Below are 21,846 nucleotides of genomic sequence, written 5' to 3' on the forward strand. Positions count from 1 at the left end.
CACTAAAAGCGATGGAACCGGGTGAGTTTTTGTCGCTTTTTTTTGACTGTGTGCCCGCTCTAAATTAAGCCCGAATACCAACAACAATAAGGTCGTACCATGGCTAATTCAGAGTCTGCGCAGCCAGTCGCACGCAGCCGCTATCGCTGGGCGGTCGCCGGTTTGATTTTCGTCATCTACACCATTGCGGCGGCCGACCGCGCCAACCTTGGTGTGGCGATGCCGTTCATTCGCCAAGAGTTCGACATGAGCAACGCTGAGGCAGGCGGCCTGATGAGCCTGTTCCTGCTCGCTTATGCCTTGGCGCAAATTCCTGCAGGCTTTGCCTTTGCCCGCATCGGCGTGAGCAAAATCCTGCCGTCGGCCATGATCCTGACCTCGGTGCTGACCGGGCTGGTCGGCACCGCAGGCTCACTGCTGATGCTGAAAATCTATCGTTTTGGCCTGGGGCTGGCAGAAGGCCCATTGCCGATCAGCATGACGGCCACCATCAACAATTGGTTCCCTGCCAAAGAGAAAGGCATTGCCTCGGGGATCTTCCTGTCGGCGGTGAAGTTTGGCCCGGTCATCGTCCCGCCCCTGTGCGCAATCATCATTTCGATCTGGGGCTGGCGCGAGATTTTCATCTTCTTCGCCATTCCCGGCATCCTGCTGTCGATCGCCTGGTACTTGCTGGTCGCCGATCACCCCTCGAAGAGTCGCTTCGTCAATAAGGCCGAGCTTGATTACATTCTTGATCAGCCCGACCCGGCGCAAGCCACTGCATCCGTGGCCGCCAAACCCGTGGCGAGCTGGCTGAACTGACTCGATGTACTGATCAAACGCCGTGCTGAACCTGCGCTCACCTCGAGCCGCCAGGTCTTCAAATCGTGGAATATCTGGGGCTGTGCGACCAGTTACTGCTTCCAGTTGGGCGTGTCCAGCGTGCTGCTGACGTGGATCCCCACTTACCTGATCACGGTCAAACACTTCTCGATCATGAACATGGGCCTGGTTTCTGCGGCGCCCTGGGTCGGCGCGGTGCTGGGCAACCTGCTTGGCGGCTTTTGTTCAGACCGTTTTCTGGGGGGGCGGCGCAAACCCGGCATGCTGCTTTCGGCCCTGGGCACTTCGCTGATGATGTACCTGCTGATCAACTCACCGGCAGAGCCGATCGCCTATGGGCTGCTGCTGATGTTGACCGGCGTGGTGCTGAGCCTGGGCTTTTCATCTTATATGTCCTACCCGATGGGGCTGGCGTCTAAGGCCAGCTTCCCTATCGCCAATGCCATCGTGAACATGGTCGGGCAACTGGGCGCTGCGGCAACCCCCTTCTTGACCGGCCTGCTGCTCGACAGCCTGGGCTGGAATTATGTGTTCATTTTCCTCGCCGTTGGCTCCTTCACCAGCTTCGTGTTGTTGCTGACCATCGCCGAGCCCATTCCCCATAAGGCACACGCCTAGCCACTGTCCCCTGGCGCCCCACGTAAAGGATTCATTGTGAGCAGCACTCTCGACGCAGAGCGGTTATCGATCGGCAAAACGGTGTGGCTGGGCCTGTTGCAGATTGTGTCCTGGGGCGGCTCGTTTTACTTGCTGGCCGTACTCGCCGCCCCGATTGCAGAAGAAACCGGCTGGTCGCGGGAATGGGTGCTGGGCGCGGCGTCCATTGGTTTGCTTGCGGCGGGCATCGCCTCGCCATTGTGCGGGCGCTTGATCAGCCGCTACGGCGGCCGACCGGTGTTGGCCAGCAGCGGCGCGCTAATGGCGGCGGGGCTTTGGATGATGGCCAGTGCGCAATCACTGCCGATATTTTTGTGCGCCTGGGTGTTGACTGGCATAGGGATGGCGGCGGGCCTGTACGACGCGCTCTTTGCGACGCTGGGGGCGATTTATGGCATGAAGGCCCGCCCGATGATTACCGGTGTGACGCTGATTTCCGGCTTTTGCACCACGCTGATCTGGCCACTGCTGGCGATTGCCGTGCAAACCCTGGGCTGGCGGGGCACGTGTTGGCTCTATGGCGTGGTGTTGCTGCTCGGGGTTTTCCCGATCTATCGGCTGTGCCTGCCAAAGCAGCCAGCGCTGGCGCGCCCCGCCAACACGCACGCTGCGGGCACGCTATCCATCGCGCCGAGAATCTATTGGGTGATGACAACCTTGTTTTCACTGTCTGCGATGCTGATGACAGCGATTTCGGTGATCGTCATTGTGCTGCTCCAGGCGCGGGGCCATTCCCTGGCGGCTGCCATCGCACTCAGTGCAATCATCGGCCCGGCATCGGTGGCGTGCCGGCTGATCGACCTGCTGACCCGCGACAAACACCCGGTCTGGACCATGCTGATCAGCGTCGCCACGACGGCTGCCGGTATCCTGATCCTGGCTTTCATGCCCAGCCTGACGGCATTTGGCCTGGTGCTGTACGGCGCCGGCAATGGCCTTCGCGCCATCGTGCGAAGCACCCTGCCCCTGGCGATCGTGCCGGTAAAAGACTATGCGGTGATTTCCAGCAAGATGGCGGCGCCGGTGTTTTTCTGCCAGGCCATCACGCCGCTGGTCTGCGGCTATCTGCTGACGCTGGTCGGCGCACAAACGACGGTCACACTGCTGGCTGTCATGTCGTCGGTCACGGTGGGCCTGGGTGTGTTCCTGACCCGGCTGATTAAAATCAGCGCAAACAAAAACGCCGATCATTGCTGATCGGCGTTTTCGTTGAATATGGAGCGGGAAACGAGACTCGAACTCGCGACCCCGACCTTGGCAAGGTCGTGCTCTACCAACTGAGCTATTCCCGCAAAATGGCGTCCCCTAGGGGACTCGAACCCCTGTTACCGCCGTGAAAGGGCGGTGTCCTAGGCCACTAGACGAAGGGGACACACAACTGAAACACATGGTGTGTATTTCAGTGCCCAGAGGTTAAATCCGAAGATTATGCCCTGGTTTCACTCAATGCCGCCCGAGGGCCACATTGCTTGTAAATTGGAGCGGGAAACGAGACTCGAACTCGCGACCCCGACCTTGGCAAGGTCGTGCTCTACCAACTGAGCTATTCCCGCATATGGCGTCCCCTAGGGGACTCGAACCCCTGTTACCGCCGTGAAAGGGCGGTGTCCTAGGCCACTAGACGAAGGGGACACACGTACAACATTCACTCCCTACCGCGTTTCGCTGTGTGCTTTACGCTGTAAGTGGCGCGCATTCTATGGATGGATTGAAAGGTCGTCAACCCCCAAGGATAAATTTATTTAAATCAATGACTTCGCCCTGCTTTCCAGGCCTTGGCGGGCATTCTGCCCGTCCGGGCTTTGACGCCTATATTCTGGCGCCCGACAAGGCGCTATAGTTCGCCCAAGCAAATGATGGCAATGTGCATCTATGCAGGGAGCCCGCCCGGCAATGCTTACCTATATAGAAGAAACTACCTGGGCAACTGGTCGAACAGTCCTATCCGCCGGATGGTCCAGTCACTACACTCCACAGCAAACCCTATAAAAGAGGTCACACCGGTGACACCACTCATGATCACCCTGCTGGTAATAGCCGGGATCGTAATACTGATCGCCATTGGCTACATGAACCACGTGGTGGAAAACAACAAGCTGGAAAAGAAACGCACCGAGATCGAGCTCAATGATCGGCTGCGTCGATGTGGTGAAATCACCGAGACTTTTCCTGGCCAATTGATGACCCCGGCGCTCAAGCTGCTGCTCACCCGCCTTGAGCTCAACGTCAACCAGCGTCTGCTGAACCTCAACAAGTCCAGCGCGGCACTCAAGGCGCGTATCACTGAGTTGAATGCGCTGATTGCCCAGGGCGAATCGATTCCGGTGACCAACCCACCGGCGCCGATCCAGACTGAAGCCAAGGCCAAGGATGTGCGTTTTCTCCTTGAAGCCCTGCATGGCCAAGTGACCCGTGCGGCGCAGGATGGTTTTCTGCCGACCAACGAGGCCAAGCACTGGATCAAGGAAATTCGTCATATCCTGGTGCTGCTGCACATTGAGTTCTTCAATAACCTCGGCCAGCATGCGCTGCAACAGAACCAACCCGGCCAGGCACGCCTGGCATTCGAACGCGGCGTGCAGTACCTGCGCAAACAGCCGGAGCCGGTGCTCTATAGCGCGCAGTTGCAATTGCTGGAGAATCAACTGGCCCGTGCTAATTCGACGGTACTGACTAACAGCAAGCCGGCTGAAGATGAGGTCAATGAGTTGACTGAAGGGCTTAAAGTTGTGGATGCGGATGCGGAGTGGAAAAAGAAAGCTATCTACGATTGATCGTTGGGGGCGCGCGCGGTGGATGGATGGGTTGGGTACATATCCGTTACCCAAATAACGAATACACACCCTCCCAACACACCACCACCAAGTGCCATCACTTTGCACCTATCCCCCCGCCCCCGACTAGCGTAAAAAAGTGCCCCTAACTCCGTGAAGTCAGAGGCCTGCTATGCCTGTCGCCGTCATTGATGGACAACCGCTGCACTACGTCGACCAGGGCACCGGCCCGGTCGTTCTGCTGGGTTCAAGCTACCTGTGGGACCGCCACATGTGGGCACCGCAAATCGAAGCCCTGTCGCAACAGTACCGCGTAATCGTCCCAGAGCTTTGGGGCCACGGTGAATCCGGCCCGCTGCCGGCCCAAACCCAGTCCCTCGACGACCTGGCACGCCAGACCTTGGCCCTGCTGGACCAACTGGACATTGCACAGATCAACCTGGTGGGCCTGTCGGTCGGCGGCATGTGGGGCGCACGCCTGGCGTTGCTGGCGCCGCAACGCATCAACAGCCTGGTGCTGATGGACACCTACCTCGGTGCCGAGCCCGAGGCGACGCGTCAGTATTATTTCTCGCTGTTCAAGATGATCGAAGACGCCGGTGCCATTCCTGAGCCGTTACTGGATGTGATCGCACCGATCTTCTTCCGGCCAGGCATCGACCGCGAGTCGGCGCTGTACCAGGATTTCCGTCAGTCGCTGCAAGCCTTCTCCAAGGAGCGTTTGCTGGACAGCATCGTGCCATTGGGTCGCCAGATCTTCAGCCGCGCCGATATCCTCGACCAACTGCACCGCCTGGACACCGACACCACCCTGATCATGTGCGGTGAGCAGGACAAACCACGCCCACCCGCCGAATCCAAGGAAATGGCCGAACGGATCGGTTGCAGCCTGACCCTGATTCCAGACGCCGGGCACATCTCCAGCCGCGAAAACCCGGACTTCGTCAACGAAGCCCTGCTGACCTTCCTCGCCAACAACGCCTGATCGTACGGCTCCGCCTTTGCTCACTGATCAAAGGCGGAAGTGCCCCACCATGCCCTTGAGTTCGGCCCCCAGCTGCGCCAGCTGAATGCTCGAGGCGGCGTTGCCTTGCATGCTCAGCGCCGATTGGTCGGCACTCGCGCGGATACTGGTGACACTGCGATTGATCTCTTCGGCCACCGAACTTTGCTCCTCGGCGGCGGCGGCAATCTGCTGATTCATCTGCTGGATCAAGGACACAGCCGCGGCGATGCTGCCCAACGCACTCTCGGTTTCCAGCGCATCGCTGACGGCCAGTTTCACCAGCTCGCCGCTTTGCTGAATCTGCTGCACCGACGACTGCGCGGCACTGCGCAACGTACTCACCAACCGCTCGATTTCCTCGGTCGATTGCTGAGTGCGCTTGGCCAGCGCCCTCACCTCATCGGCCACCACCGCAAACCCTCGGCCTTGCTCGCCGGCGCGGGCGGCCTCGATGGCTGCGTTAAGGGCCAGCAGGTTGGTTTGCTCGGCGACACTCTTGATCACCCCCAACACCGTGCCGATGTGCTGGATTTCGGCACTGAGGCTGTCGATGCTGGCGCTGGCACTGGTGCTGGAGGACGCCAGCAATTCGATGCGCTGCAGGCTCTGACGCACCACCTGCTGGCCGCTGTCGACCTTGGCATCGGCGGTCTGCGCCGCTTGCGCGGCCTCTTCGGCGTTGCGCGCTACGTCATGCACGGTGGCGGTCATCTGGTTCATCGCCGTGGCGACCTGTTCGGTCTCCTCTTTCTGGCTGCTGACCTCTACATTGGTTTGTTCGGTGACACTGGAAAGTGATTGCGCAGAGCTGGCCAATTGCTCGATGCCGGCCTGCAGGCCGCTGACCATCTGGCTCAAGCCAGTGCCCATCTGTTGCATCGCTTGCATCAACTGGCCGATTTCATCACGGCGACTGACCTCCATCCGCCCGCTCAGGTCTCCTGCGGCAATCTGCTGGGCCACCGCGATCACACTGCGCAGCGGCGCCACGATCAGACGGGTAATCAGCCAGGCGGCAATCAGCCCCACCAACAACGCCAACGCCGAGGATCCGATGATCAGCAACGTGCTTTTGCGCAATTGCGCTTGCATCGACTGGTCTTCGGCGGCATACGCCTGGTTGACCCGGCTCACCACTTGGTCGGCGCGGTCATGCAATTGCTTGTAGACGATTTTTTCCTGAGCCAGCAAACCGGTGTACTCACCGAGCTTTTCGCTGAAAGCGGCAATATGCCCGGACACCTCATTGAGCACGGTCTGGTAACCCGCGTCCTTGACCGAGGTTTTCAACTGCTCAGCCTGCGCCAGTGCCTGGTCGGCCTGTTCGATCTTGCCCTGTTCGGCGTTGTCGGCATCGGCCTTGCGGCTCTGGTCCAGGCGCACGCGCGCCTCGTTCATGGCTTGCAGCATCAAACGCGAGACCTGGCTGACTTGCCCGGCCTGCTCGATAAACTCGGCGCCCTCCTTGCCCTGGCTTTCCTTGAGGCCATAGGCGCCATCGTCGGCCAGGCCGGCTTGCAGCACATCGAGGTTATTGGCCACGCTGGAAACCGACCAACTGGCCATCTCCAGAGCCAGGTCCTTGGTCTGGGTCAACTCGACAAATTCATCGAACGCCTTGCGATACGCGGCCAACGCCTGCTCAACGTCGCCCATCACCGGCACATTGGCAGCGGACTGGGCCTTGAGCGTGGCCGCCAGGGCAGCCAGTGCATCGACGCTCTCGTGCAAGGCATCGACGGCCCTGGGGTCGGCATGCAACGCGTAGTCCTGCTCGATCAAGCGCACCTTGAGCAAGCCGCTGTTGAGCGAAGACATGGCATTGAGGCCTTCGAAACGCTGGCCAACGGTTTGCAGCGACCACACGCCAATGGCCGCCACCAACGCCGTCAGCAGCAGCACCAGGGAGAAGCCCAAGCCCAGTTTTTTTGCCATACCGAGGTTGGCGAAACGTCGTTGCACGGCCGAAATCATTGCACTTGAGTCCTCTTGCACGGGCACACGCCAGCAAGCCTGGTTGCCATGCAGCGAGATTCGCAACGACACGCCATTGGCACAAGACGTTGGCGTCACAATAATGGCAAAAAGCTACATACTCGTCGTTTTCAGAATGGTCGAGGTCGATCTGGCAGGCCCCATGGCGCGGAACAACGCCAACGCGCGCTGATCAGCAGCATTGGCCACATTGATGCGCAGCCAGTCACTGGGTTCGCCCCGGGGAGTAAACAGCGCCCCGCTCGACAGCAGGACGCCGAGTCGACTCGCGCACGCCTGCAACCGTGAATGATCGCCCAGGCCCGGGCGTGCCCACACAAACATGCCGCCCGCAGGCACGGCAAATACCTCCCACTCTTCATCCTCCAGTACCTGCAGGGTTGCCGCCATTTGCAGGTTCAAACGCTTGCGCAGGCGTTGCACCCACTTACGGTAGGTGCCATTGGCCAGCAGCGTGGCGACTACTGCTTCGGCAAACCGCGAGGTGCCGATACCGGTCAGGGTCTTGAGGCTGGCCATTTGCGCAACGATGGCCGTGCTGGCACTGACGTAGCCCACGCGCAAGGCACTGCTCAGGGTCTTGGAAAAGCTTGATACATAGATCACCCTGTCATCATGGGGCAAGGCCGACAGTCGCGTGCAACTGGCGTGCTGCAGGTCGCCATAAACGTCCTCTTCAATGATCAGGAAGCCATCGCGTCGCGAAAGCTCCAGCAACCGTTCAGCCACGGCCCGGCACAGGCTGGTGCCGGTGGGGTTGTGGTAGAGGCAGTTGATGAACAGGCACTTGGGGCGGTGCCGTTGCAGCAGTTGTTCAAGCACCGGCATGTCCGGGCCACCCACGATACGCGGAACCTCCAGCAGCGTGACGCCGTGGCGCTCCAACTGTCGATAGAGGTTGGCGTAGCCCGGCGTTTCAACCACCACCGTGTCGCCGGCCTTGAGCAGCGAGCGTATCAGCAAGTCCTGCGCATGGCTGGCGCCATGGGTGGTGAGGATGCGCTCAAGGCAGGTGGCCACCTTCATCTGAGTCAGCCGCTTGAGCAGTTGCTCGCGCAATGCCGGCAACCCCAGTGGCGTGCTGTAGTTGAAGAGGCCGGCCGTGTCGGTGCGGCTGATTTCACGTATCGCGTAGCACAAATCATCGCTTTCACGCCACGCGTCCGGCAGCCAGCCGCAGCCCAGTTTCAACTCGCCCAGCGGGCCATCGACATAGGCACCCCAGCCCAGTTCTGCCCCCTCATACCAGTGGCTTTCCTGGCAAACAGGGGGCTGGGCGACCACAAATCCCGAGCCTTGCCTGGACGCCAACACGCCCTGTGCCACCATTCGCTCGAAAGCCTCGATCACGCTCGACTGGCTGAGCAGATTGTCGAGGGCCAGTTGCCGGATGGATGGCAAGCGCGTGCCGGGGCTCGCGCCGCTCTTGCGTATCCATTGCGCCACCGCGCTGACGATTTGCTGCACCACCGGTACATGGGCTTGTCGATCGATCCCTAAATCCATGAGCCACTCACTTCAACTGTCTGTTATTCAACCCCAAACAGTTAAGCACAGAAGCTCGCTCAAGCCGGCCGCAAACACTTATTAAAGTATTGATTTTATTGAATTATTTACCTGCTGATACACATTCTGACGAGGCCTTGTGCCAGCCGTGGAAACGCCCCACAGCGGCCCAATACTTTTCCAAGAGTGCGTGGCATTGAGTCCTAGATAGCCGTTGCGCCACCGTCCACCGCCAAGGCTTGCCCTGTGGTAAACGCCGCCCCATCACTGCACAGATACAGCACCGCACTGGCGATTTCCTCGACCTTGCCAATACGCCCGACCGGGTGCATCGCGGCGGCAAACTCGGCCTTGCGTGGATCGGCTTCATAAGCGCGGCGGAACATGTCGGTGTCGATTACTGCAGGGCACACCGCATTCACACGGATTTTCTTCTTCGCATACTCGATGGCGGCCGATTTTGTCAGGCCGATCACGGCGTGCTTGGACGCCGCATAGATGCTCATCTTCGGCGCAGCGCCCAACCCGGCGACCGAGGCGGTGTTGACGATCGCGCCGCCGCCCTGGGCCAGCAACAGCGGCAGTTGATACTTCATGCACAACCATACGCCCTTGACGTTAACGCCCATGATCGCATCGAACTCATCCAGGCTGCCGTCAGCCAGCTTGCCCTTCTCGATTTCGATGCCGGCGTTGTTGAAGGCATAATCCAGGCGCCCATAGGCAGCGATGGTCTGTGCCATCAATTGCTGCACGTCGGCGTCCAGCGTGACATTGCAGCGCACGAACAGCGCTTCGCCACCGGCGCTTTGGATCAACCCAACCGTGCCCTCGCCACCCGCCACATCCAGGTCGGCAACCACTACTTTCAAGCCTTCTGCGGCAAATGCCAGCGCGGTGGCGCGGCCAATACCGGCGGCAGCGCCAGTCACCAGGGCGACCTGGCCGGAAAACGTCATGCTCATGGAGGATGTCCTATGCGAGAAATAGCCGTGGGCCGAGTCTAGCCAAGCGTACGGCGGGCGCGTCAGCACTATCATATGGCCGGTTGAGGTTGCATGAATCGCAGTGATAAGACGCCCAGGGCAACTATCAGCTCGACCTATTGGCGAGCATTCGCGCCCACCCTTAACCTTGCCCTCACGCCGCTGAAGGTCTATCACTCAAGGTTCACTTCTAACAGAGTCCCTGCCATGACTGCCCAGACCAACCGCCAATTCCTGCTCGCCAAACGCCCGGTCGGCGCGGCCACGCGGGAGACCTTCACCTACCAGGAAGTGCCGGTGGGCACACCAGCGGATGGGCAAGTGCTGGTGCGCAATGAATACCTGTCCCTGGACCCGGCCATGCGTGGCTGGATGAACGAGGGCAAATCCTATATCCCACCGGTCGGCATCGGCGAAGTCATGCGGGCGCTGGGCGTGGGCAAGGTGATCGCTTCGAACAACCCGAAATTTGCCGTGGGTGACTACGTGAACGGCGCGCTGGGTGTGCAGGATTATTTCCTGGGTGAGCCGCGCGGCTTTTATAAGGTCGACCCAACACTGGCGCCGCTGCCGCGCTACTTGTCAGCGTTGGGCATGACCGGCATGACCGCCTACTTCGCCCTGCTCGACACCGGCGCGCCCAAGGCTGGCGATACCGTGGTGATCTCCGGCGCCGCTGGCGCAGTGGGCAGCATTGCCGGGCAGATTGCCAAGCTCAAGGGCTGCCGCGTAGTAGGCATCGCGGGGGGCGCCGACAAGTGCAAGTTCCTCATTGATGAACTGGGCTTCGACGCCGCCATCGACTACAAAAGCGAAGACGTACCCGCCGCCCTCAAGCGCGAATGCCCCAAAGGCGTGGATGTGTATTTCGATAACGTCGGCGGCGATATTCTTGACGCCGTGCTCAGCCGCCTGGCCTTGAAAGCACGGGTGGTGATCTGCGGCGCAATCAGCCAGTACAACAATAAAGAAGCAGTGAAAGGCCCGGCCAACTATTTGTCGTTGCTGGTCAATCGTGCGCGCATGGAAGGGTTTGTGGTGATGGACCACGCGGCGAACTTTGCCGCTGCTGGACAGGAGATGGCCGGCTGGATGGCCCAGGGCAAGCTCAAGAGCAAGGAAGATATTGTCGAGGGGCTGGAGACGTTCCCGGAGACGTTGATGAAGCTGTTCAACGGCGAGAACTTTGGGAAGTTGATTCTCAAGGTTAACTGACTCACTACTGAACCAAATGTGGGAGCGGGCTTGCTCGCGAATACGCAGTATCAGTCACACATCAGGTGACTGACACTCCGCTTTCGCGAGCCCCGCTCCCACATTTTAGATCAGTGACAATCAGGCGATTTCGGCGACGACTGCGGCCAGTGCCTTGGCCGGATCTGCCGCCTGGCTGATCGGGCGACCGATCACCAGGTAGTCCGAGCCTGCATCCAGTGCCTGACGCGGGGTCAGGATACGGCGCTGGTCATCCTGGGCACTGCCCGCCGGACGAATCCCCGGGGTCACCAGTTGCAGCGACGGGTGCGCAGTCTTCAGCGCCTGGGCTTCCAACGCCGAACACACCAGGCCGTCCAGGCCAGCCTTCTGCGCCAGCGCCGCCAGGCGCAGTACCTGCTCCTGCGGTTCGATGTCCAAACCGATGCCGGCCAGGTCTTCGCGCTCCATGCTGGTGAGCACGGTCACACCGATCAGCAAGGGTTTGGGGCCGCTGCGCTGCTCGAGCACTTCGCGGCAGGCGTTCATCATGCGCAGGCCGCCGGAGCAGTGCACATTGACCATCCACACGCCCATTTCGGCGGCGGCTTTAACTGCCATAGCAGTGGTGTTGGGGATATCGTGGAATTTCAGGTCGAGGAAAACCTCGAAGCCTTTGTCACGCAGGGTGCCGACGATTTCGGCGGCGCAGCTGGTGAACAGTTCCTTGCCGACCTTGACCCGGCAAAGCGTGGGGTCCAACTGGTCAGCCAGCTTCAGTGCGGCGTCACGAGTGGGGTAATCCAGGGCGACGATGATAGGAGTCTGGCAGACGGACATTGGAATGGGCTCTCAGGCAAGTCGAAATCGGCGCGGATTGTAGCGCAAGCAGCGCCGTTGCGGGATCCGATGATCGGTAAAATGCTGATCAAGCGCGCATAACCGGGGATTTCGAGTCATTGTGTCAAGACCGATACATTCCCGACATGCCCTCAACACGCCCCGCGACTAGCCTCGCGCACATGACCGCTCGCCCAGCACTTCCAGGCATGGAGTTGGGCGCCTATGCTCACCGTAACAACCCAGGCAGATGATCGCACTATGCATACCCCTACCGTCTCTGTAAACGAAGAGCCAAAAGGCGCGGTGATCGCCGAAGACAAGCGATGGAACACCCGCGCGCTGATCGTCGATGACGACCTGCCGATCCGTGAACTGCTGATCGACTACCTGGCCCGCTTCAATATTCTTGCCACCGGCGTCACCGACGGCACGGCCATGCGCACCGCCATGCAAGCCGAAACCTTTGATGTGGTGGTGCTTGACCTGATGCTGCCGGGCGAAGATGGCCTGTCGCTGTGCCGTTGGTTGCGCACTGAGTCGGACATCCCGATTTTGATGCTCACGGCGCGCTGCGAACCCACCGACCGCATCATCGGCCTGGAACTGGGCGCCGATGACTATATGTCCAAGCCGTTCGAACCGCGCGAGCTGGTGGCGCGTATCCAGACCATCCTGCGCCGGGTGCGCGATGACCGCACCGAGCAGCGCGCCAACATCCGTTTCGACAACTGGCGCCTCAACAGCGTATTGCGCCAGCTGGTGGCCGACGATGGCCTGGTGGTGCCGCTGTCCAACGCGGAATTTCGCCTGCTGTGGGTGTTTATCGAACGCCCGCGCCGTGTGCTGAGCCGCGAACAATTGCTGGATGCTGCCCGTGGCCGCTCCATCGAAGCCTTTGACCGCAGCATCGATCTGCTCGTATCGCGCCTGCGCCAGAAGCTTGGGGATGACCCGAAAGCACCGCAACTGATCAAAACCGTGCGCGGCGAAGGTTACCTGTTCGACGCCCGGGATATCGGTTGATGCGCGCCACCTTCAATACGCTGTTTGGCAGGCTGTTCGGCGTATTGCTGGTGGCCATTGTGCTCGCTCATGTACTGGCGATTTTCTGGTTTCGCCACTACGGCCCGCCACCACCGCCGCCCCAGGAAACCTTCGTCGAGCAACCCGACGGCACGATGAAGCCTTTGGCTCGCCATCACCGGCCTTGGTACGGCGGCCCCGTGGTGCCGCTGACCTTTCAGTTTATCTCGCTGATCATCGCCGCCTGGTACGGCGCCAAACTGCTGAGCCGGCCGATCCAGCGCCTGAGCGCTGCGGCCGAACGCTTGAGCCTTGACCTCGACAGCCCGCCGCTCAACGAGTCCGGACCACGGGAAGCACGCCAGGCGGCATCGACCTTCAACCTGATGCAAAAGCGTATCCGCGAGCAAGTCAGCCAGCGCGCGCGCATGCTCGGCGCCGTCTCTCATGACCTGCGCACGCCGCTGTCACGCCTAAAGCTGCGCCTGGAGCAGATCGAAGACACCAAGCTGCAAGGCCAGATGCGCCAGGACCTGGACGACATGATCGGCATGCTCGACGCCACCTTGAGCTACCTGCACGAACAACGCACCAGCGAGACCCGGCACTGGCTCGATGTGCAGGCGCTGGTCGAGTCCCTCAGCGAAAACGCCCAGGACCAAGGCTCGGACGTACAGTTCTCGGGCACTTGCGTACCGTTGCAGGTGCAACCGATGGCGCTGCGTTCGTGCCTCAACAACCTGATAGACAACGCCCTGCGCTATGCCGGCACGGCGCGCATTGAACTGGCAGACAGCCGAGGCGCCCTGGTGATCCGCGTGATCGACCACGGGCCGGGGATCGCCGCCGATAAACGCGAGGCGGTGTTCGAGCCGTTCTTTCGCCTAGAAGGTTCGCGCAACCGCAACTCCGGCGGCGTCGGCCTGGGCATGACAATTTCCAAGGAAGCCGTGGAACGTCTTGGTGGCCACCTGAGCCTGGAGGAAACCCCAGGCGGCGGCCTGACAGCCGTTATGTGGCTGCCGAGGGCCTAAAGGGCTTTGTCTTCGCGACGCTCCTGCGCCTGGGTCGCACTCCAATCCGTCAGCAGGCTGTAGGCCACCGCCAACAAGGTCGGGCCGATAAACAGGCCGATGAAGCCAAAGGCGATCAAGCCACCAAACACGCCCAACAGCACGATCACCAGCGGCAGGTTGCCGCCTCGGCTGATCAGGTACGGCTTGAGCACGTTGTCCACGCCACTGATGATGAACGTGCCCCATACACCGAGGAACACCGCATAGGTGTAGTCGCCCTTCCATGCCAGCCAAGCCGTGGCGGGGATCCACACCAACGGCGGGCCCATGGGGATCAGGCTGAGCAGGAAGGTGACGATGCCCAGCACCAGCGCGCCCGGCACACCCGCAATCAGGAAGCCGATCAACGCCAGCAGGGCCTGGGCCGCCGCCGTACCAATCACGCCGTTGACCACGCGCTGCACAGTACCGGCCACCAGTTCGATGTAGTAACCGGCGCGCTCACCGATCAGGCGCTCCAACAGGCGATGCACAAACACCGCCAGCCGCGGCCCATCCCGATAAAAGAAGAACACGAACACCAGGCTCAAGGTCAGCTCAAGAATACCGCCGCCAATTTGCGCGCTGCGCGCCAACAGCCAGTTACCCACCTGGCCCAGATACGGCTTGATGCTGACCATCAGTGCTGCGCCCTGTTGATCGATGCTGTCCCAGGTCGCTACCAGGCGCTCGCCGACAAACGGGATCGAACCCAGCCAGGTCGGCGCGGCGGGCAAGCCGTCAACCTGGATATCCTTGATCAAGCCCACCGCATCGCGCACATGGTCGGCCAGGTTGAACCCCAGCCACACCAGCGGCACCGCCACCAGCAACATCCAGCCCAAGGTGAGGATGCCCGCCGCCAGGGATTCGCGGCCGCCCAGCCAGCGCGTGAGCAAACGCATCAGCGGCCAACTGGCAAACGCCAGCACCGCACCCCAGAACAGCGCCGACCAGAATGGCGCCATCACCCAGAAGCTGGCACCAAACAACACCAGCAGCAGGATTTGCACCAGTAGGCGATCGTTATTGAGCATCGGGTTTCTCGAGAATAAGGCTGTAGGAAGAGAGCTTAGGCGAACGGCACGGGTCCGTTCGCCTTATAACGGTCAGCGTATCAGATGCAGGTGCAAACCCTTAGCGTCACCGCTGCCGGTTTCCAGGCGGGCGGCACGCACGCCGCTGTCGATAAGGCCCTGGCGCCAGGCTTCGGCGGTCGGCCCAGTAAGGCTCACGCGCAACGTGGCGTCGAGGTTCAAGCCACGGGAAATCAAGGTCAGCCAGGTGGCGTCAGGCGCGCCGCCGAGTGCCGGAAAGTCCAGCTCGCCGGTGCTTTTCAGCTCGCGCAGCAAGGTTGCCGAGGTGGGCAGCAAATCGCCCAACGGCGCACTGGCGTCCAGTTGCTCTACATGCAGATAAGCACGGCGGTTGCCACGCGTAATGCCGTACAGCGCCACCAGCGAATTGTCCTGCGGGGCGGCCAGGCGCAGCAGCAGGTATTCCTGCTGGCCGTCGGCGCCGACCAGCTTGGCATTGCCGAACACTTCATTGGCCCACAGGCTGCTTTCACCGCAATCACGCGCCTGGCACCAGAACAACAGCTGCGCGCCCTTGGCCTGCAGCGCTTCGCGCGTCGCGGTAAACGCGGCACTGGACGTGTGCTCGGCGGGCAGTTCATAGGTGATGGCCGTGGTTTGGCCGCGTGCCGTGGCCTGGCCTTCATAGCGCAATTGGCCGCTGATCTTGCGGATCGCGCCCATGGGGTAGATGCGTTCTTTTTCTTCAGCGGGGCGGTAATCGACGATTTGCGCATCGACCTGACGGGCCACCGCCGGTAGATCCTGGCTGCCCGGCACGTCGGCGGCGAACACCAAAGGGCTCAAACAGCACAGCCCAAGGGCACGGAGACATCCTTTACGCAGGCTCATCGGATGGTTGAGCCCTGGCCATTAGTGGTCGCAGCAGTATTCATAGCGTTCATGGTTGACTCCCTTTCAATCCGCCCAGCCTCGGCAGTTGACCCCGCCAAGTCAAGGCGTGGAGAAGAACCGATTGAAACAGTCTGCAACAAGGACCGCGCCGGGCTCATCATTCAGGTGTAAATGATGGCCGCCCGGCAGCGTGTTGACCGTAAAGGGTAGCTGAGAAAGCAATTCGGAATGTTTCGCCAGCATGCCGTCAGCCGCAACCACCAATTGTGTAGGGCAACCCACACGTCGCACGAACGCCATCGCCTGCTCGTCCGTCAGGCGCATCGGCGATGCCAGGGTCAAGCGCGCATCGGTGCGCCAGGTGTAGCCACCCGGCACAGGCATCAAACCGCGCTGGGCCAGCAGTTCGGCGGCTTCACGGCTGACCGCCACCACGCCTTTCATGCGCGCTTCAACGGCCCGATCCAAGGTGCTGTAGACCGGTTTGCGCTTGTCTTGCAGGCTCAATTGCGCCTGCAACGCCATGCCGAGGCGCTCGGCGGCGTTCTCGCCGGCGGCGGTTGGCGGGATCACACCGTCGATCAACCCCAGGTGTGTGACGCGCTCGGGCAACGCTCCGGCCAACACCAGGGAAACGATGGCGCCGAGGGAATGGCCAAGTAATGCAAAACGTTTCCAGCCCAGTTGTTCAGCCACTTGCAGCACATCAAACACGTAATCCCACAAGGCATAACCGGCCCCGGCCGGCCGATGGGCTGAGTGCCCATGCCCGGCCATGTCCAGCGCAACGATGCGCAGGCCCGTAAGCTTGGGCGCCAGCCGTGCAAAGCTGTTGGCGTTGTCCAGCCAGCCATGCAGAGCGATCACCGGCAGGCCGTCTTCGGGCCCGAACAGGTGCGCGGCCAATTCGATGTGCGGCAGGCTCAGGCGTACTTCTTCGACGGGGTTGCTCATGCGCAGCTGCGCTCGCGGGCTTGCCAGCGGGAAAACAGGTTCTTGATCAAGGTGGCGGTGTCCTGTGGGCGTTCGAGAGGGAACATATGGCCGCCCGGCATGGTGAGCATTTCGCCCATGGGCAGGCGATCGACACCACTGGCATGGTGACGCATCACCACCCGGCTCTGGCGCCCGCGCACCACCGCCAGCGGCACCTTCAGCTGGCGAACCTGGCCTGGGCTGGTATGGGGCACGCCCCGGTAGATACTGATCTCGGTGGCCGGGTCAAAGCGCAAGCGCAGGCGATCGCCCACCTGTTGCAGGCCGTGTTGCAGGTACGCGTCAAAGCACTCCGGGTCGAAGCCGCGAAACAGCGTCTTGCCGGCGAAGTAGCTGCGTGCGGCAGCCAGGTCGCTGAATTCTTCACGCCGACCCAGGGTGCGCCCGGCCGGGGTCAGGCGGTCGATAAAGCCAAACCGTTTGGCGGCGCGAATCACCCAGCGGTCAGCGCGGGTGAGCACCGGCGAATCCAGCATCACCACGCCACGGTACAGCTGCGGGCAGCGCATGGCCGCGTGCAAGTGCAGCACGCCGCCCAAGGAATGGCCCACGCCCCACACCGGCTCCGGTTGCTGTTCCAAATGGTGGATCAGCTCATCCACCAGGTTCTGCCAGTTGTCGTCCACTGGAAACCTGGGGTCGTGACCGTGCTGGGGCAAATGCGCCACCGCGTATTCCGGGGCCAGGGCGGCAAACAACTTGCCGTAGGTGGCCGAAGGAAAGCCATTGGCATGGGCAAAAAACACGTGCTGCGACATACAGGATCCATTTACGAAAACAGAAGTGAATTGTCACCAGCCTTGAGCCGCACAGCAATGACTGTAACCGCCAGGAATGATGACACTCACGCCACGCCTATCGTGCCGGCGGGTTCTCGCCCAACGGCACCACGGCCATGGTCAGGCGCGACACGCAGCTGGCCTTGCCATCGTCGCTGGTCAAGCGAATGTCCCACACCTGCGTGGTACGGCCGATATGAATCGCCCGTGCTACCGCGGTCACCCGCCCACTGCGCACACCACGCAAGTGGTTGGCGTTGACCTCAAGGCCCACGCAATAGAACTTGCCGGCATCAATGCACAGGTAAGCCGCCATGGAGCCGACGCTTTCGGCCAGCACCACTGACGCGCCACCGTGCAGCAGGCCGTACGGCTGGTGGGTGCGATGGTCGACCACCATGCTCGCGGTCAGGGACTCGTCGTCGAAGCTTTCGAAACGGATGTCCAGCAGTTCACCAATGGTGTTTTTCTGGATGGCGTTGAGTTGCTCGATATTCGGTTGGGTGCGCCACAAGCTCATGAAATTGTCCTTATTGGTTTTATTACGACCCTAATCCTGCCACACAATGGTTTCGCTGCGTTCGCTCCAGGACGAAAATTGTGCACCGTAAGTCGACTCGATTACGTTGCGTTTTATCTTCAAGGTTGGCGTCAAAAAGCCGTTTTCCACCGCCCAACTGTCTTTGACCACCACCAGTTGGCGCAAGCGCTCATGCTTGTCCAGCGCGCCGTTGACCTGTTCCAGCCAGCGTTCCAGGCTGCCGCGCAGCGCTTGCCGGTCCTGGCTGCCAGCCGACAACACGCACAAGCCCATCGGCGCCAGCTGGCCATCGCCAACCACACAGACTTGTTCGATGCGTGCATGTTCAGCCAGGCGGTTTTCGATCGGCGCCGGGGCCACGTACTTGCCCTTGCTGGTCTTGAAGATCTCCTTGAGCCGCCCGGTCAGGCGCAGGCGCCCGTCGGCGTCCTGCTCGCCCTTGTCACCGGTGCGCAGGAAGCCATCCTCGGTGAGGGTTTCGGCGGTTTTCTGCGGGTCCTTGAAGTAGCCGAGCATCGTGGCGCCGCTGCGTACCTGCACTTCGCCCGTCGGGTCGATGCGCACCTCAACGCCAGGGCATGGCAGGCCGATCCAGCCGAGCGTTTGCTGGCCAGGGCGACACACATGGGAATAGCCGCAGCTTTCGGTCATCCCATACACCTCCAGCACGTCCAGGCCCAGGCGTTGATACCAGCGCAGCAAGGCTTCTGGCACCGGGGCTGCACCGGACAGCGCGATGCGCAGCGCATCCAGGCCCAGCCCGGCCAACACTTTGTGGCCGACGCGCTTGCCGATAAAAGGCAGGCGCAACAGGGTGTCGAGGCGCTTTTCCGGGATTTTGGCGTAGACGCCCATCTGGAACTTGGTCCAGATACGCGGTACGCCGAACAAGGCCGTGGGGCGCGCCCGGCGCAGGTCAGTCAGAAACGTCTCGAGGCTTTCGGCGAAAAACACGGTTTGCCCGGTATAGATCGCCGCCAGCTCGACAAACATGCGCTCTGCCACATGGCACAGCGGCAGGTAGGACAGCAGCCGATCATCCTCGCCCAAGCCAAATATCTGCGTGCCGCGCGTGGCGGCAAAACCCAAGGCGCCGAAGGTTTGCATCACGCCCTTGGGCAAGCCGGTGGTGCCGGAGGTGTAAACAATGGTGGCCAGGTTCGCGGCCTCTGGCAGAGGGTTGTCCTGGATCGGCGAACACCCTTGCAGGTCTGCCCAGCTGAAATCGAACTCACCCGCCGGGCACAGTGGCAGGCTGATGGTCGGCAAACCGGCGGGAATCCCCGGCGCCATCGCAGGCCAGTCATCCAGCTTGCCGATCAACACCAGCGCCGTCTCCGAATGCGTGAGCACGTGGTTGACGGAGTCCGCCGTGAGGTTGGGGTACAACGGTACCGACACATGCCCGGCCATCCAGATCGCCAGGTCGGCAATGATCCAGTGCGCGCAGTTTTTTGAGATCAGGGCAATGTGCGAGCCCTGGGGCAATGCCCGGGCGCGCAGCCAATGCGCGGCGCAACGGGCCTGATGGCCGACATCGCCCCAGGTGAGCGTCTGCACCTCGCCGCCGCCGATGGGTTGCACCAGAAAGGGTTTGCGCGGGTGTCGCGCTTCACGTTCGAAGAAGACCTGCAACGGCAAACGAAAAGCGACAGGCATGGGACGCGCTCCTTTGTGATCCGATGATAGCCAACCAAGCACTTGCTTGGTTGACTATATAGCACACAAAGTCGCGATTGCTTTTCCTACGGATGCTTCACACTGACCAGGCTCATCAGCCCCGCCAGCGGAAAATCGCCTTCCAGCTCCGCCAGGCTGGCGGTGTGCATCGGCTCTGGCTGGCGCTGATGACCATGCTGCAAAAAGCTGATCAGGCTGCCAACCAAGGGTTGGTGGCTGACCAGCAGCACGTTGTCATCGGTGTCGAGCTTTTCCAGCACTTGCAGCGGGTTGCCGTCGGGCGTCAGCCACGGCACGGTGCGGATCTGCGGTTCGAAACCCAATGCGTCACGCACCAGATGCGCCGTCTGCTGCGCCCGCACATAGGGGCTTGCAAGGATGGCACTGATGGGCTGGCCAATCAGGTGCGCGGCACTGCGCAACACTTCGCCACGGCCATACTCGGTAAGGTTGCGTTCGGCGTCGGTACGCGCATGCCCTTCGGCTTCACCGTGACGCAAAATCCATAGCTTCACAGCTTTGGCTCCTCATCACGCGCCGGGTGCGGCGCGGGCGGCACGCTGTGGGCGGCTTCGCCTTCGGGTGCGCGTGGGGTTGGCCAATCGGCGAACGGCCAGGGTTTCTGCTCGGTGTGAAAGCTGCCGAAACGGCCGATCTGCGCCAGGAACTGGCTGAGGCTGTCGCCAAAATTCATCAGGCCCAGGTTCGGCGCGCCGTAGATCAGGCGATAGATCAGCTGCACCACCACCAGCGCACCGAGCAGGAACTGCGCCACTTGCCACACCAGGGCAAACACCAGCATCCACAGGACGCGCAGCAGGATGGACTCGTATTTTGGGCTGTCTTTCGGATCGTTCATGTGCGCGTTCCTCAGTTGAAACCGCTGGTGGAAATAAAGTCGACGTCGGTTTTGGGCTCGGCGCGCATCAGCAACTCGATCACCTGGTTCAAGGTGCGCCCTTCAAACAGGATCGCGTGCAGCCCGGCAACCAGCGGCATATACACACCGACTTCCTGGGCCTTGGCCTTCAACACCTTGAGGGTGTTGACGCCTTCGGCGACTTCGCCCAGGCGCGTGACCGCGTCTTCCAGGCTCAGGCCCTGGCCGAGGGCGAAACCTACTTGATAGTTGCGGCTTTTGGGCGACGAGCAGGTGACGATCAAGTCGCCCACGCCGGCCAGCCCCAGGAAGGTCATCGGGTTGGCGCCCTGGTTCACGGCAAAGCGGGTCATTTCCGCCAGCGCGCGGGTGATCAGCATGCTCTTGGTGTTCTCGCCCATGCCCAGCGCCACGGCCATGCCGGCAATGATCGCGTAGACGTTTTTCAACGCCCCGCCCAGTTCGACACCAAAGCGGTCGCCACTGGCGTAGACGCGGAAGGTGCGGCCATGCAGCACGGCCTGGACGCGTTCGCACAGCGCTTCGTCTTCACTGGCAACCACCGTGGCGGTCAGCGCGTGCTCGGCGACTTCCCGCGCCAGGTTCGGCCCGGACAACACGCCAATGCGCGCCTGCGGGGCGATCTCGGCAAGGATTTCGCTCATCAGCTTGAAGGTCTGCGCCTCGATGCCTTTGGTCAGGCTGACCAGCAGCTTGCCGGCCAGGCGTTCGGCGTGGGGCGCCAGCACCGAGCGCAAGGCGCTGGAAGGCAGCGCGACAAAGCACAGGTCGCAATCGGTCAGCGTGGCCAACAGGTCGGTGACCGGTTCCACGGCCGGATGAATCTTGATGCCTTTAAGGTAACGGGGGTTTTCCCGATGCACGCGGATGGCCTCGGCCTGCTCGGGATCACGCATCCACTGGCGCACCGCGTGGCCGTTCTCAGCCAGCAGGTTAGCCACGGCGGTACCAAAACTTCCGCCTCCCAGGACCGCAATAGGGCGCTGTTCAGTCATATGCAATCCGTTAATCCTTACATGGCGATGGCGGCATTATACGGGGCGACCCGCTTGCGGCCAGCCCCCGCGTCAATTCGTGCGCTTGTCGGAAAATGCCACACTTGTGTGAAGTAATTGCAAGTCCCACGACTGGCAAATGGCCCCACCTCAGTTAAC

Annotated in this window: 19 protein-coding genes, 4 tRNA genes and 2 pseudogenes; 7 read left to right on the top strand and 18 right to left on the bottom strand. The window is 61.4% G+C overall.

Going from position 1 to position 21,846, the window contains the following annotated elements:
* Positions 1 to 99 precede the first annotated feature (99 nt).
* Together FFI16_RS16835 and FFI16_RS16840 are read left to right on the top strand one after the other, a co-directional pair.
* Positions 100 to 1,443 (top strand): annotated as a pseudogene (locus FFI16_RS16835) (MFS transporter).
* Between the two features lie 36 nt (positions 1,444 to 1,479).
* On the top strand, positions 1,480 to 2,679 hold the full coding sequence (locus tag FFI16_RS16840) for an MFS transporter (RefSeq protein WP_256666267.1): 1,200 nt from the start codon (positions 1,480 to 1,482) through the stop codon (positions 2,677 to 2,679).
* Positions 2,680 to 2,698: 19 nt separating this feature from the next.
* Here the strand turns inward: FFI16_RS16840 and FFI16_RS16845 are convergent.
* The 4 genes from FFI16_RS16845 to FFI16_RS16860 all read right to left on the bottom strand — a co-directional run bounded on the left by FFI16_RS16845 (position 2,699) and on the right by FFI16_RS16860 (position 3,114).
* Positions 2,699 to 2,774: transfer RNA gene (locus FFI16_RS16845), tRNA-Gly, on the bottom strand.
* Between the two features lie 4 nt (positions 2,775 to 2,778).
* A tRNA-Glu gene (locus FFI16_RS16850) sits at positions 2,779 to 2,854 on the bottom strand.
* Positions 2,855 to 2,959: 105 nt separating this feature from the next.
* Positions 2,960 to 3,035 (bottom strand) — tRNA-Gly (locus tag FFI16_RS16855).
* A 3-nt stretch (positions 3,036 to 3,038) separates the two neighbouring features.
* Positions 3,039 to 3,114: transfer RNA gene (locus tag FFI16_RS16860), tRNA-Glu, on the bottom strand.
* 383 nt (positions 3,115 to 3,497) lie between these two features.
* On the opposite strand from FFI16_RS16860, the gene FFI16_RS16865 reads away from it, so the two are divergent.
* Complete coding sequence (locus FFI16_RS16865; RefSeq protein WP_256666268.1) at positions 3,498 to 4,256, top strand: hypothetical protein; 759 nt, start codon at positions 3,498 to 3,500, stop codon at positions 4,254 to 4,256.
* 172 nt (positions 4,257 to 4,428) lie between these two features.
* Positions 4,429 to 5,241 carry an alpha/beta fold hydrolase gene (locus tag FFI16_RS16870; protein ID WP_138816008.1) on the top strand — a complete coding sequence of 271 codons (813 nt, stop codon included), beginning with the start codon at positions 4,429 to 4,431 and terminating at the stop codon, positions 5,239 to 5,241.
* Positions 5,242 to 5,268: 27 nt separating this feature from the next.
* Here FFI16_RS16870 and FFI16_RS30910 read toward each other — a convergent pair whose 3' ends face one another.
* From FFI16_RS30910 to FFI16_RS16885, 4 genes and pseudogenes are all read right to left on the bottom strand, one after another.
* Positions 5,269 to 6,186: a methyl-accepting chemotaxis protein gene (locus tag FFI16_RS30910; protein WP_371923628.1), complete on the bottom strand. Its 918-nt coding sequence runs from the start codon at positions 6,184 to 6,186 to the stop codon at positions 5,269 to 5,271.
* A pseudogene (locus FFI16_RS30915) lies at positions 6,175 to 7,236 on the bottom strand (HAMP domain-containing protein); the annotation flags it as partial. The gene FFI16_RS30910 and the pseudogene FFI16_RS30915, both read right to left, overlap by 12 nt.
* Positions 7,237 to 7,350: 114 nt before the next feature.
* Positions 7,351 to 8,763, bottom strand: a complete 1,413-nt coding sequence (locus FFI16_RS16880) for a PLP-dependent aminotransferase family protein (protein WP_138816010.1) — start codon at positions 8,761 to 8,763, stop codon at positions 7,351 to 7,353.
* Between the two features lie 203 nt (positions 8,764 to 8,966).
* Entirely contained in the window at positions 8,967 to 9,728 is a 762-nt protein-coding gene (locus FFI16_RS16885; protein WP_138816011.1) for an SDR family oxidoreductase, read from the bottom strand.
* Between the two features lie 228 nt (positions 9,729 to 9,956).
* Here FFI16_RS16885 and FFI16_RS16890 point away from each other — a divergent pair, with 228 nt between their 5' ends.
* Positions 9,957 to 10,964 carry an NADP-dependent oxidoreductase gene (locus tag FFI16_RS16890; RefSeq protein ID WP_138816012.1) on the top strand — a complete coding sequence of 336 codons (1,008 nt, stop codon included), beginning with the start codon at positions 9,957 to 9,959 and terminating at the stop codon, positions 10,962 to 10,964.
* A 120-nt stretch (positions 10,965 to 11,084) separates the two neighbouring features.
* Here FFI16_RS16890 and pyrF read toward each other — a convergent pair whose 3' ends face one another.
* Complete coding sequence (pyrF, locus tag FFI16_RS16895) at positions 11,085 to 11,783, bottom strand: orotidine-5'-phosphate decarboxylase (protein ID WP_056859708.1); 699 nt, start codon at positions 11,781 to 11,783, stop codon at positions 11,085 to 11,087.
* A 261-nt stretch (positions 11,784 to 12,044) separates the two neighbouring features.
* Here pyrF and FFI16_RS16900 point away from each other — a divergent pair, with 261 nt between their 5' ends.
* Together FFI16_RS16900 and FFI16_RS16905 are read left to right on the top strand one after the other, a co-directional pair.
* Positions 12,045 to 12,809, top strand: coding sequence for a response regulator (locus tag FFI16_RS16900; RefSeq protein WP_138816013.1), 765 nt, complete (start codon positions 12,045 to 12,047; stop codon positions 12,807 to 12,809).
* Positions 12,809 to 13,843, top strand: coding sequence for a HAMP domain-containing sensor histidine kinase (locus FFI16_RS16905; protein WP_138816014.1), 1,035 nt, complete (start codon positions 12,809 to 12,811; stop codon positions 13,841 to 13,843). Before FFI16_RS16900 ends, FFI16_RS16905 begins: the two co-directional genes overlap by 1 nt.
* Here the strand turns inward: FFI16_RS16905 and FFI16_RS16910 are convergent.
* The 9 genes from FFI16_RS16910 to FFI16_RS16950 all read right to left on the bottom strand — a co-directional run bounded on the left by FFI16_RS16910 (position 13,840) and on the right by FFI16_RS16950 (position 21,687).
* Positions 13,840 to 14,901 (bottom strand): AI-2E family transporter, encoded by a 1,062-nt coding sequence (locus FFI16_RS16910; RefSeq protein ID WP_138816015.1) that lies wholly within the window; start codon positions 14,899 to 14,901, stop codon positions 13,840 to 13,842. The two genes, FFI16_RS16905 and FFI16_RS16910, sit on opposite strands and share 4 nt — an antisense overlap.
* Before the next feature lie 72 nt (positions 14,902 to 14,973).
* Entirely contained in the window at positions 14,974 to 15,792 is an 819-nt protein-coding gene (locus tag FFI16_RS16915; protein WP_138816016.1) for a DUF4892 domain-containing protein, read from the bottom strand.
* 102 nt (positions 15,793 to 15,894) lie between these two features.
* Complete coding sequence (locus FFI16_RS16920; protein WP_138816017.1) at positions 15,895 to 16,749, bottom strand: alpha/beta hydrolase; 855 nt, start codon at positions 16,747 to 16,749, stop codon at positions 15,895 to 15,897.
* Positions 16,746 to 17,549: an alpha/beta fold hydrolase gene (locus FFI16_RS16925; protein WP_065929511.1), complete on the bottom strand. Its 804-nt coding sequence runs from the start codon at positions 17,547 to 17,549 to the stop codon at positions 16,746 to 16,748. The genes FFI16_RS16920 and FFI16_RS16925 overlap by 4 nt, the downstream gene beginning before the upstream one ends.
* Positions 17,550 to 17,646: 97 nt before the next feature.
* Entirely contained in the window at positions 17,647 to 18,090 is a 444-nt protein-coding gene (locus FFI16_RS16930) for a hotdog fold thioesterase (protein ID WP_138816018.1), read from the bottom strand.
* Positions 18,091 to 18,120: 30 nt separating this feature from the next.
* A complete protein-coding gene (locus FFI16_RS16935; RefSeq protein ID WP_138816019.1) occupies positions 18,121 to 19,770 on the bottom strand; it encodes an AMP-binding protein in 1,650 nt (549 codons plus the stop codon).
* 86 nt (positions 19,771 to 19,856) lie between these two features.
* Entirely contained in the window at positions 19,857 to 20,306 is a 450-nt protein-coding gene (sixA, locus tag FFI16_RS16940; RefSeq protein WP_138816020.1) for a phosphohistidine phosphatase SixA, read from the bottom strand.
* A complete protein-coding gene (locus tag FFI16_RS16945) occupies positions 20,303 to 20,650 on the bottom strand; it encodes a DUF4389 domain-containing protein (RefSeq protein ID WP_138816021.1) in 348 nt (115 codons plus the stop codon). The genes sixA and FFI16_RS16945 overlap by 4 nt, the downstream gene beginning before the upstream one ends.
* Positions 20,651 to 20,661: 11 nt before the next feature.
* Positions 20,662 to 21,687 (bottom strand): NAD(P)H-dependent glycerol-3-phosphate dehydrogenase, encoded by a 1,026-nt coding sequence (locus FFI16_RS16950; RefSeq protein WP_056859718.1) that lies wholly within the window; start codon positions 21,685 to 21,687, stop codon positions 20,662 to 20,664.
* Positions 21,688 to 21,846 lie beyond the last annotated feature (159 nt).

The sequence above is a fragment of the Pseudomonas sp. KBS0710 genome (assembly GCF_005938045.2).
In the GTDB taxonomy this organism is placed as follows: domain Bacteria; phylum Pseudomonadota; class Gammaproteobacteria; order Pseudomonadales; family Pseudomonadaceae; genus Aquipseudomonas.

Excerpts from the sequence above, each read along its gene's own strand:
- FFI16_RS16865 (WP_256666268.1), top strand. The coding sequence starts at position 3,498 with ATGATCACCCTGCTGGTAATAGCCGGGATCGTAATACTGATCGCCATT.
- FFI16_RS16870 (WP_138816008.1), top strand. The coding sequence starts at position 4,429 with ATGCCTGTCGCCGTCATTGATGGACAACCGCTGCACTACGTCGACCAG.
- FFI16_RS30910 (WP_371923628.1), bottom strand. The coding sequence starts at position 6,186 with ATGGAGGTCAGTCGCCGTGATGAAATCGGCCAGTTGATGCAAGCGATG.
- FFI16_RS16880 (WP_138816010.1), bottom strand. The coding sequence starts at position 8,763 with ATGGATTTAGGGATCGATCGACAAGCCCATGTACCGGTGGTGCAGCAA.
- FFI16_RS16885 (WP_138816011.1), bottom strand. The coding sequence starts at position 9,728 with ATGAGCATGACGTTTTCCGGCCAGGTCGCCCTGGTGACTGGCGCTGCC.
- FFI16_RS16890 (WP_138816012.1), top strand. The coding sequence starts at position 9,957 with ATGACTGCCCAGACCAACCGCCAATTCCTGCTCGCCAAACGCCCGGTC.
- pyrF (WP_056859708.1), bottom strand. The coding sequence starts at position 11,783 with ATGTCCGTCTGCCAGACTCCTATCATCGTCGCCCTGGATTACCCCACT.
- FFI16_RS16900 (WP_138816013.1), top strand. The coding sequence starts at position 12,045 with ATGCATACCCCTACCGTCTCTGTAAACGAAGAGCCAAAAGGCGCGGTG.
- FFI16_RS16905 (WP_138816014.1), top strand. The coding sequence starts at position 12,809 with ATGCGCGCCACCTTCAATACGCTGTTTGGCAGGCTGTTCGGCGTATTG.
- FFI16_RS16910 (WP_138816015.1), bottom strand. The coding sequence starts at position 14,901 with ATGCTCAATAACGATCGCCTACTGGTGCAAATCCTGCTGCTGGTGTTG.
- FFI16_RS16915 (WP_138816016.1), bottom strand. The coding sequence starts at position 15,792 with ATGAGCCTGCGTAAAGGATGTCTCCGTGCCCTTGGGCTGTGCTGTTTG.
- FFI16_RS16920 (WP_138816017.1), bottom strand. The coding sequence starts at position 16,749 with ATGAGCAACCCCGTCGAAGAAGTACGCCTGAGCCTGCCGCACATCGAA.
- FFI16_RS16925 (WP_065929511.1), bottom strand. The coding sequence starts at position 17,549 with ATGTCGCAGCACGTGTTTTTTGCCCATGCCAATGGCTTTCCTTCGGCC.
- FFI16_RS16930 (WP_138816018.1), bottom strand. The coding sequence starts at position 18,090 with ATGAGCTTGTGGCGCACCCAACCGAATATCGAGCAACTCAACGCCATC.
- FFI16_RS16935 (WP_138816019.1), bottom strand. The coding sequence starts at position 19,770 with ATGCCTGTCGCTTTTCGTTTGCCGTTGCAGGTCTTCTTCGAACGTGAA.
- FFI16_RS16945 (WP_138816021.1), bottom strand. The coding sequence starts at position 20,650 with ATGAACGATCCGAAAGACAGCCCAAAATACGAGTCCATCCTGCTGCGC.
- FFI16_RS16950 (WP_056859718.1), bottom strand. The coding sequence starts at position 21,687 with ATGACTGAACAGCGCCCTATTGCGGTCCTGGGAGGCGGAAGTTTTGGT.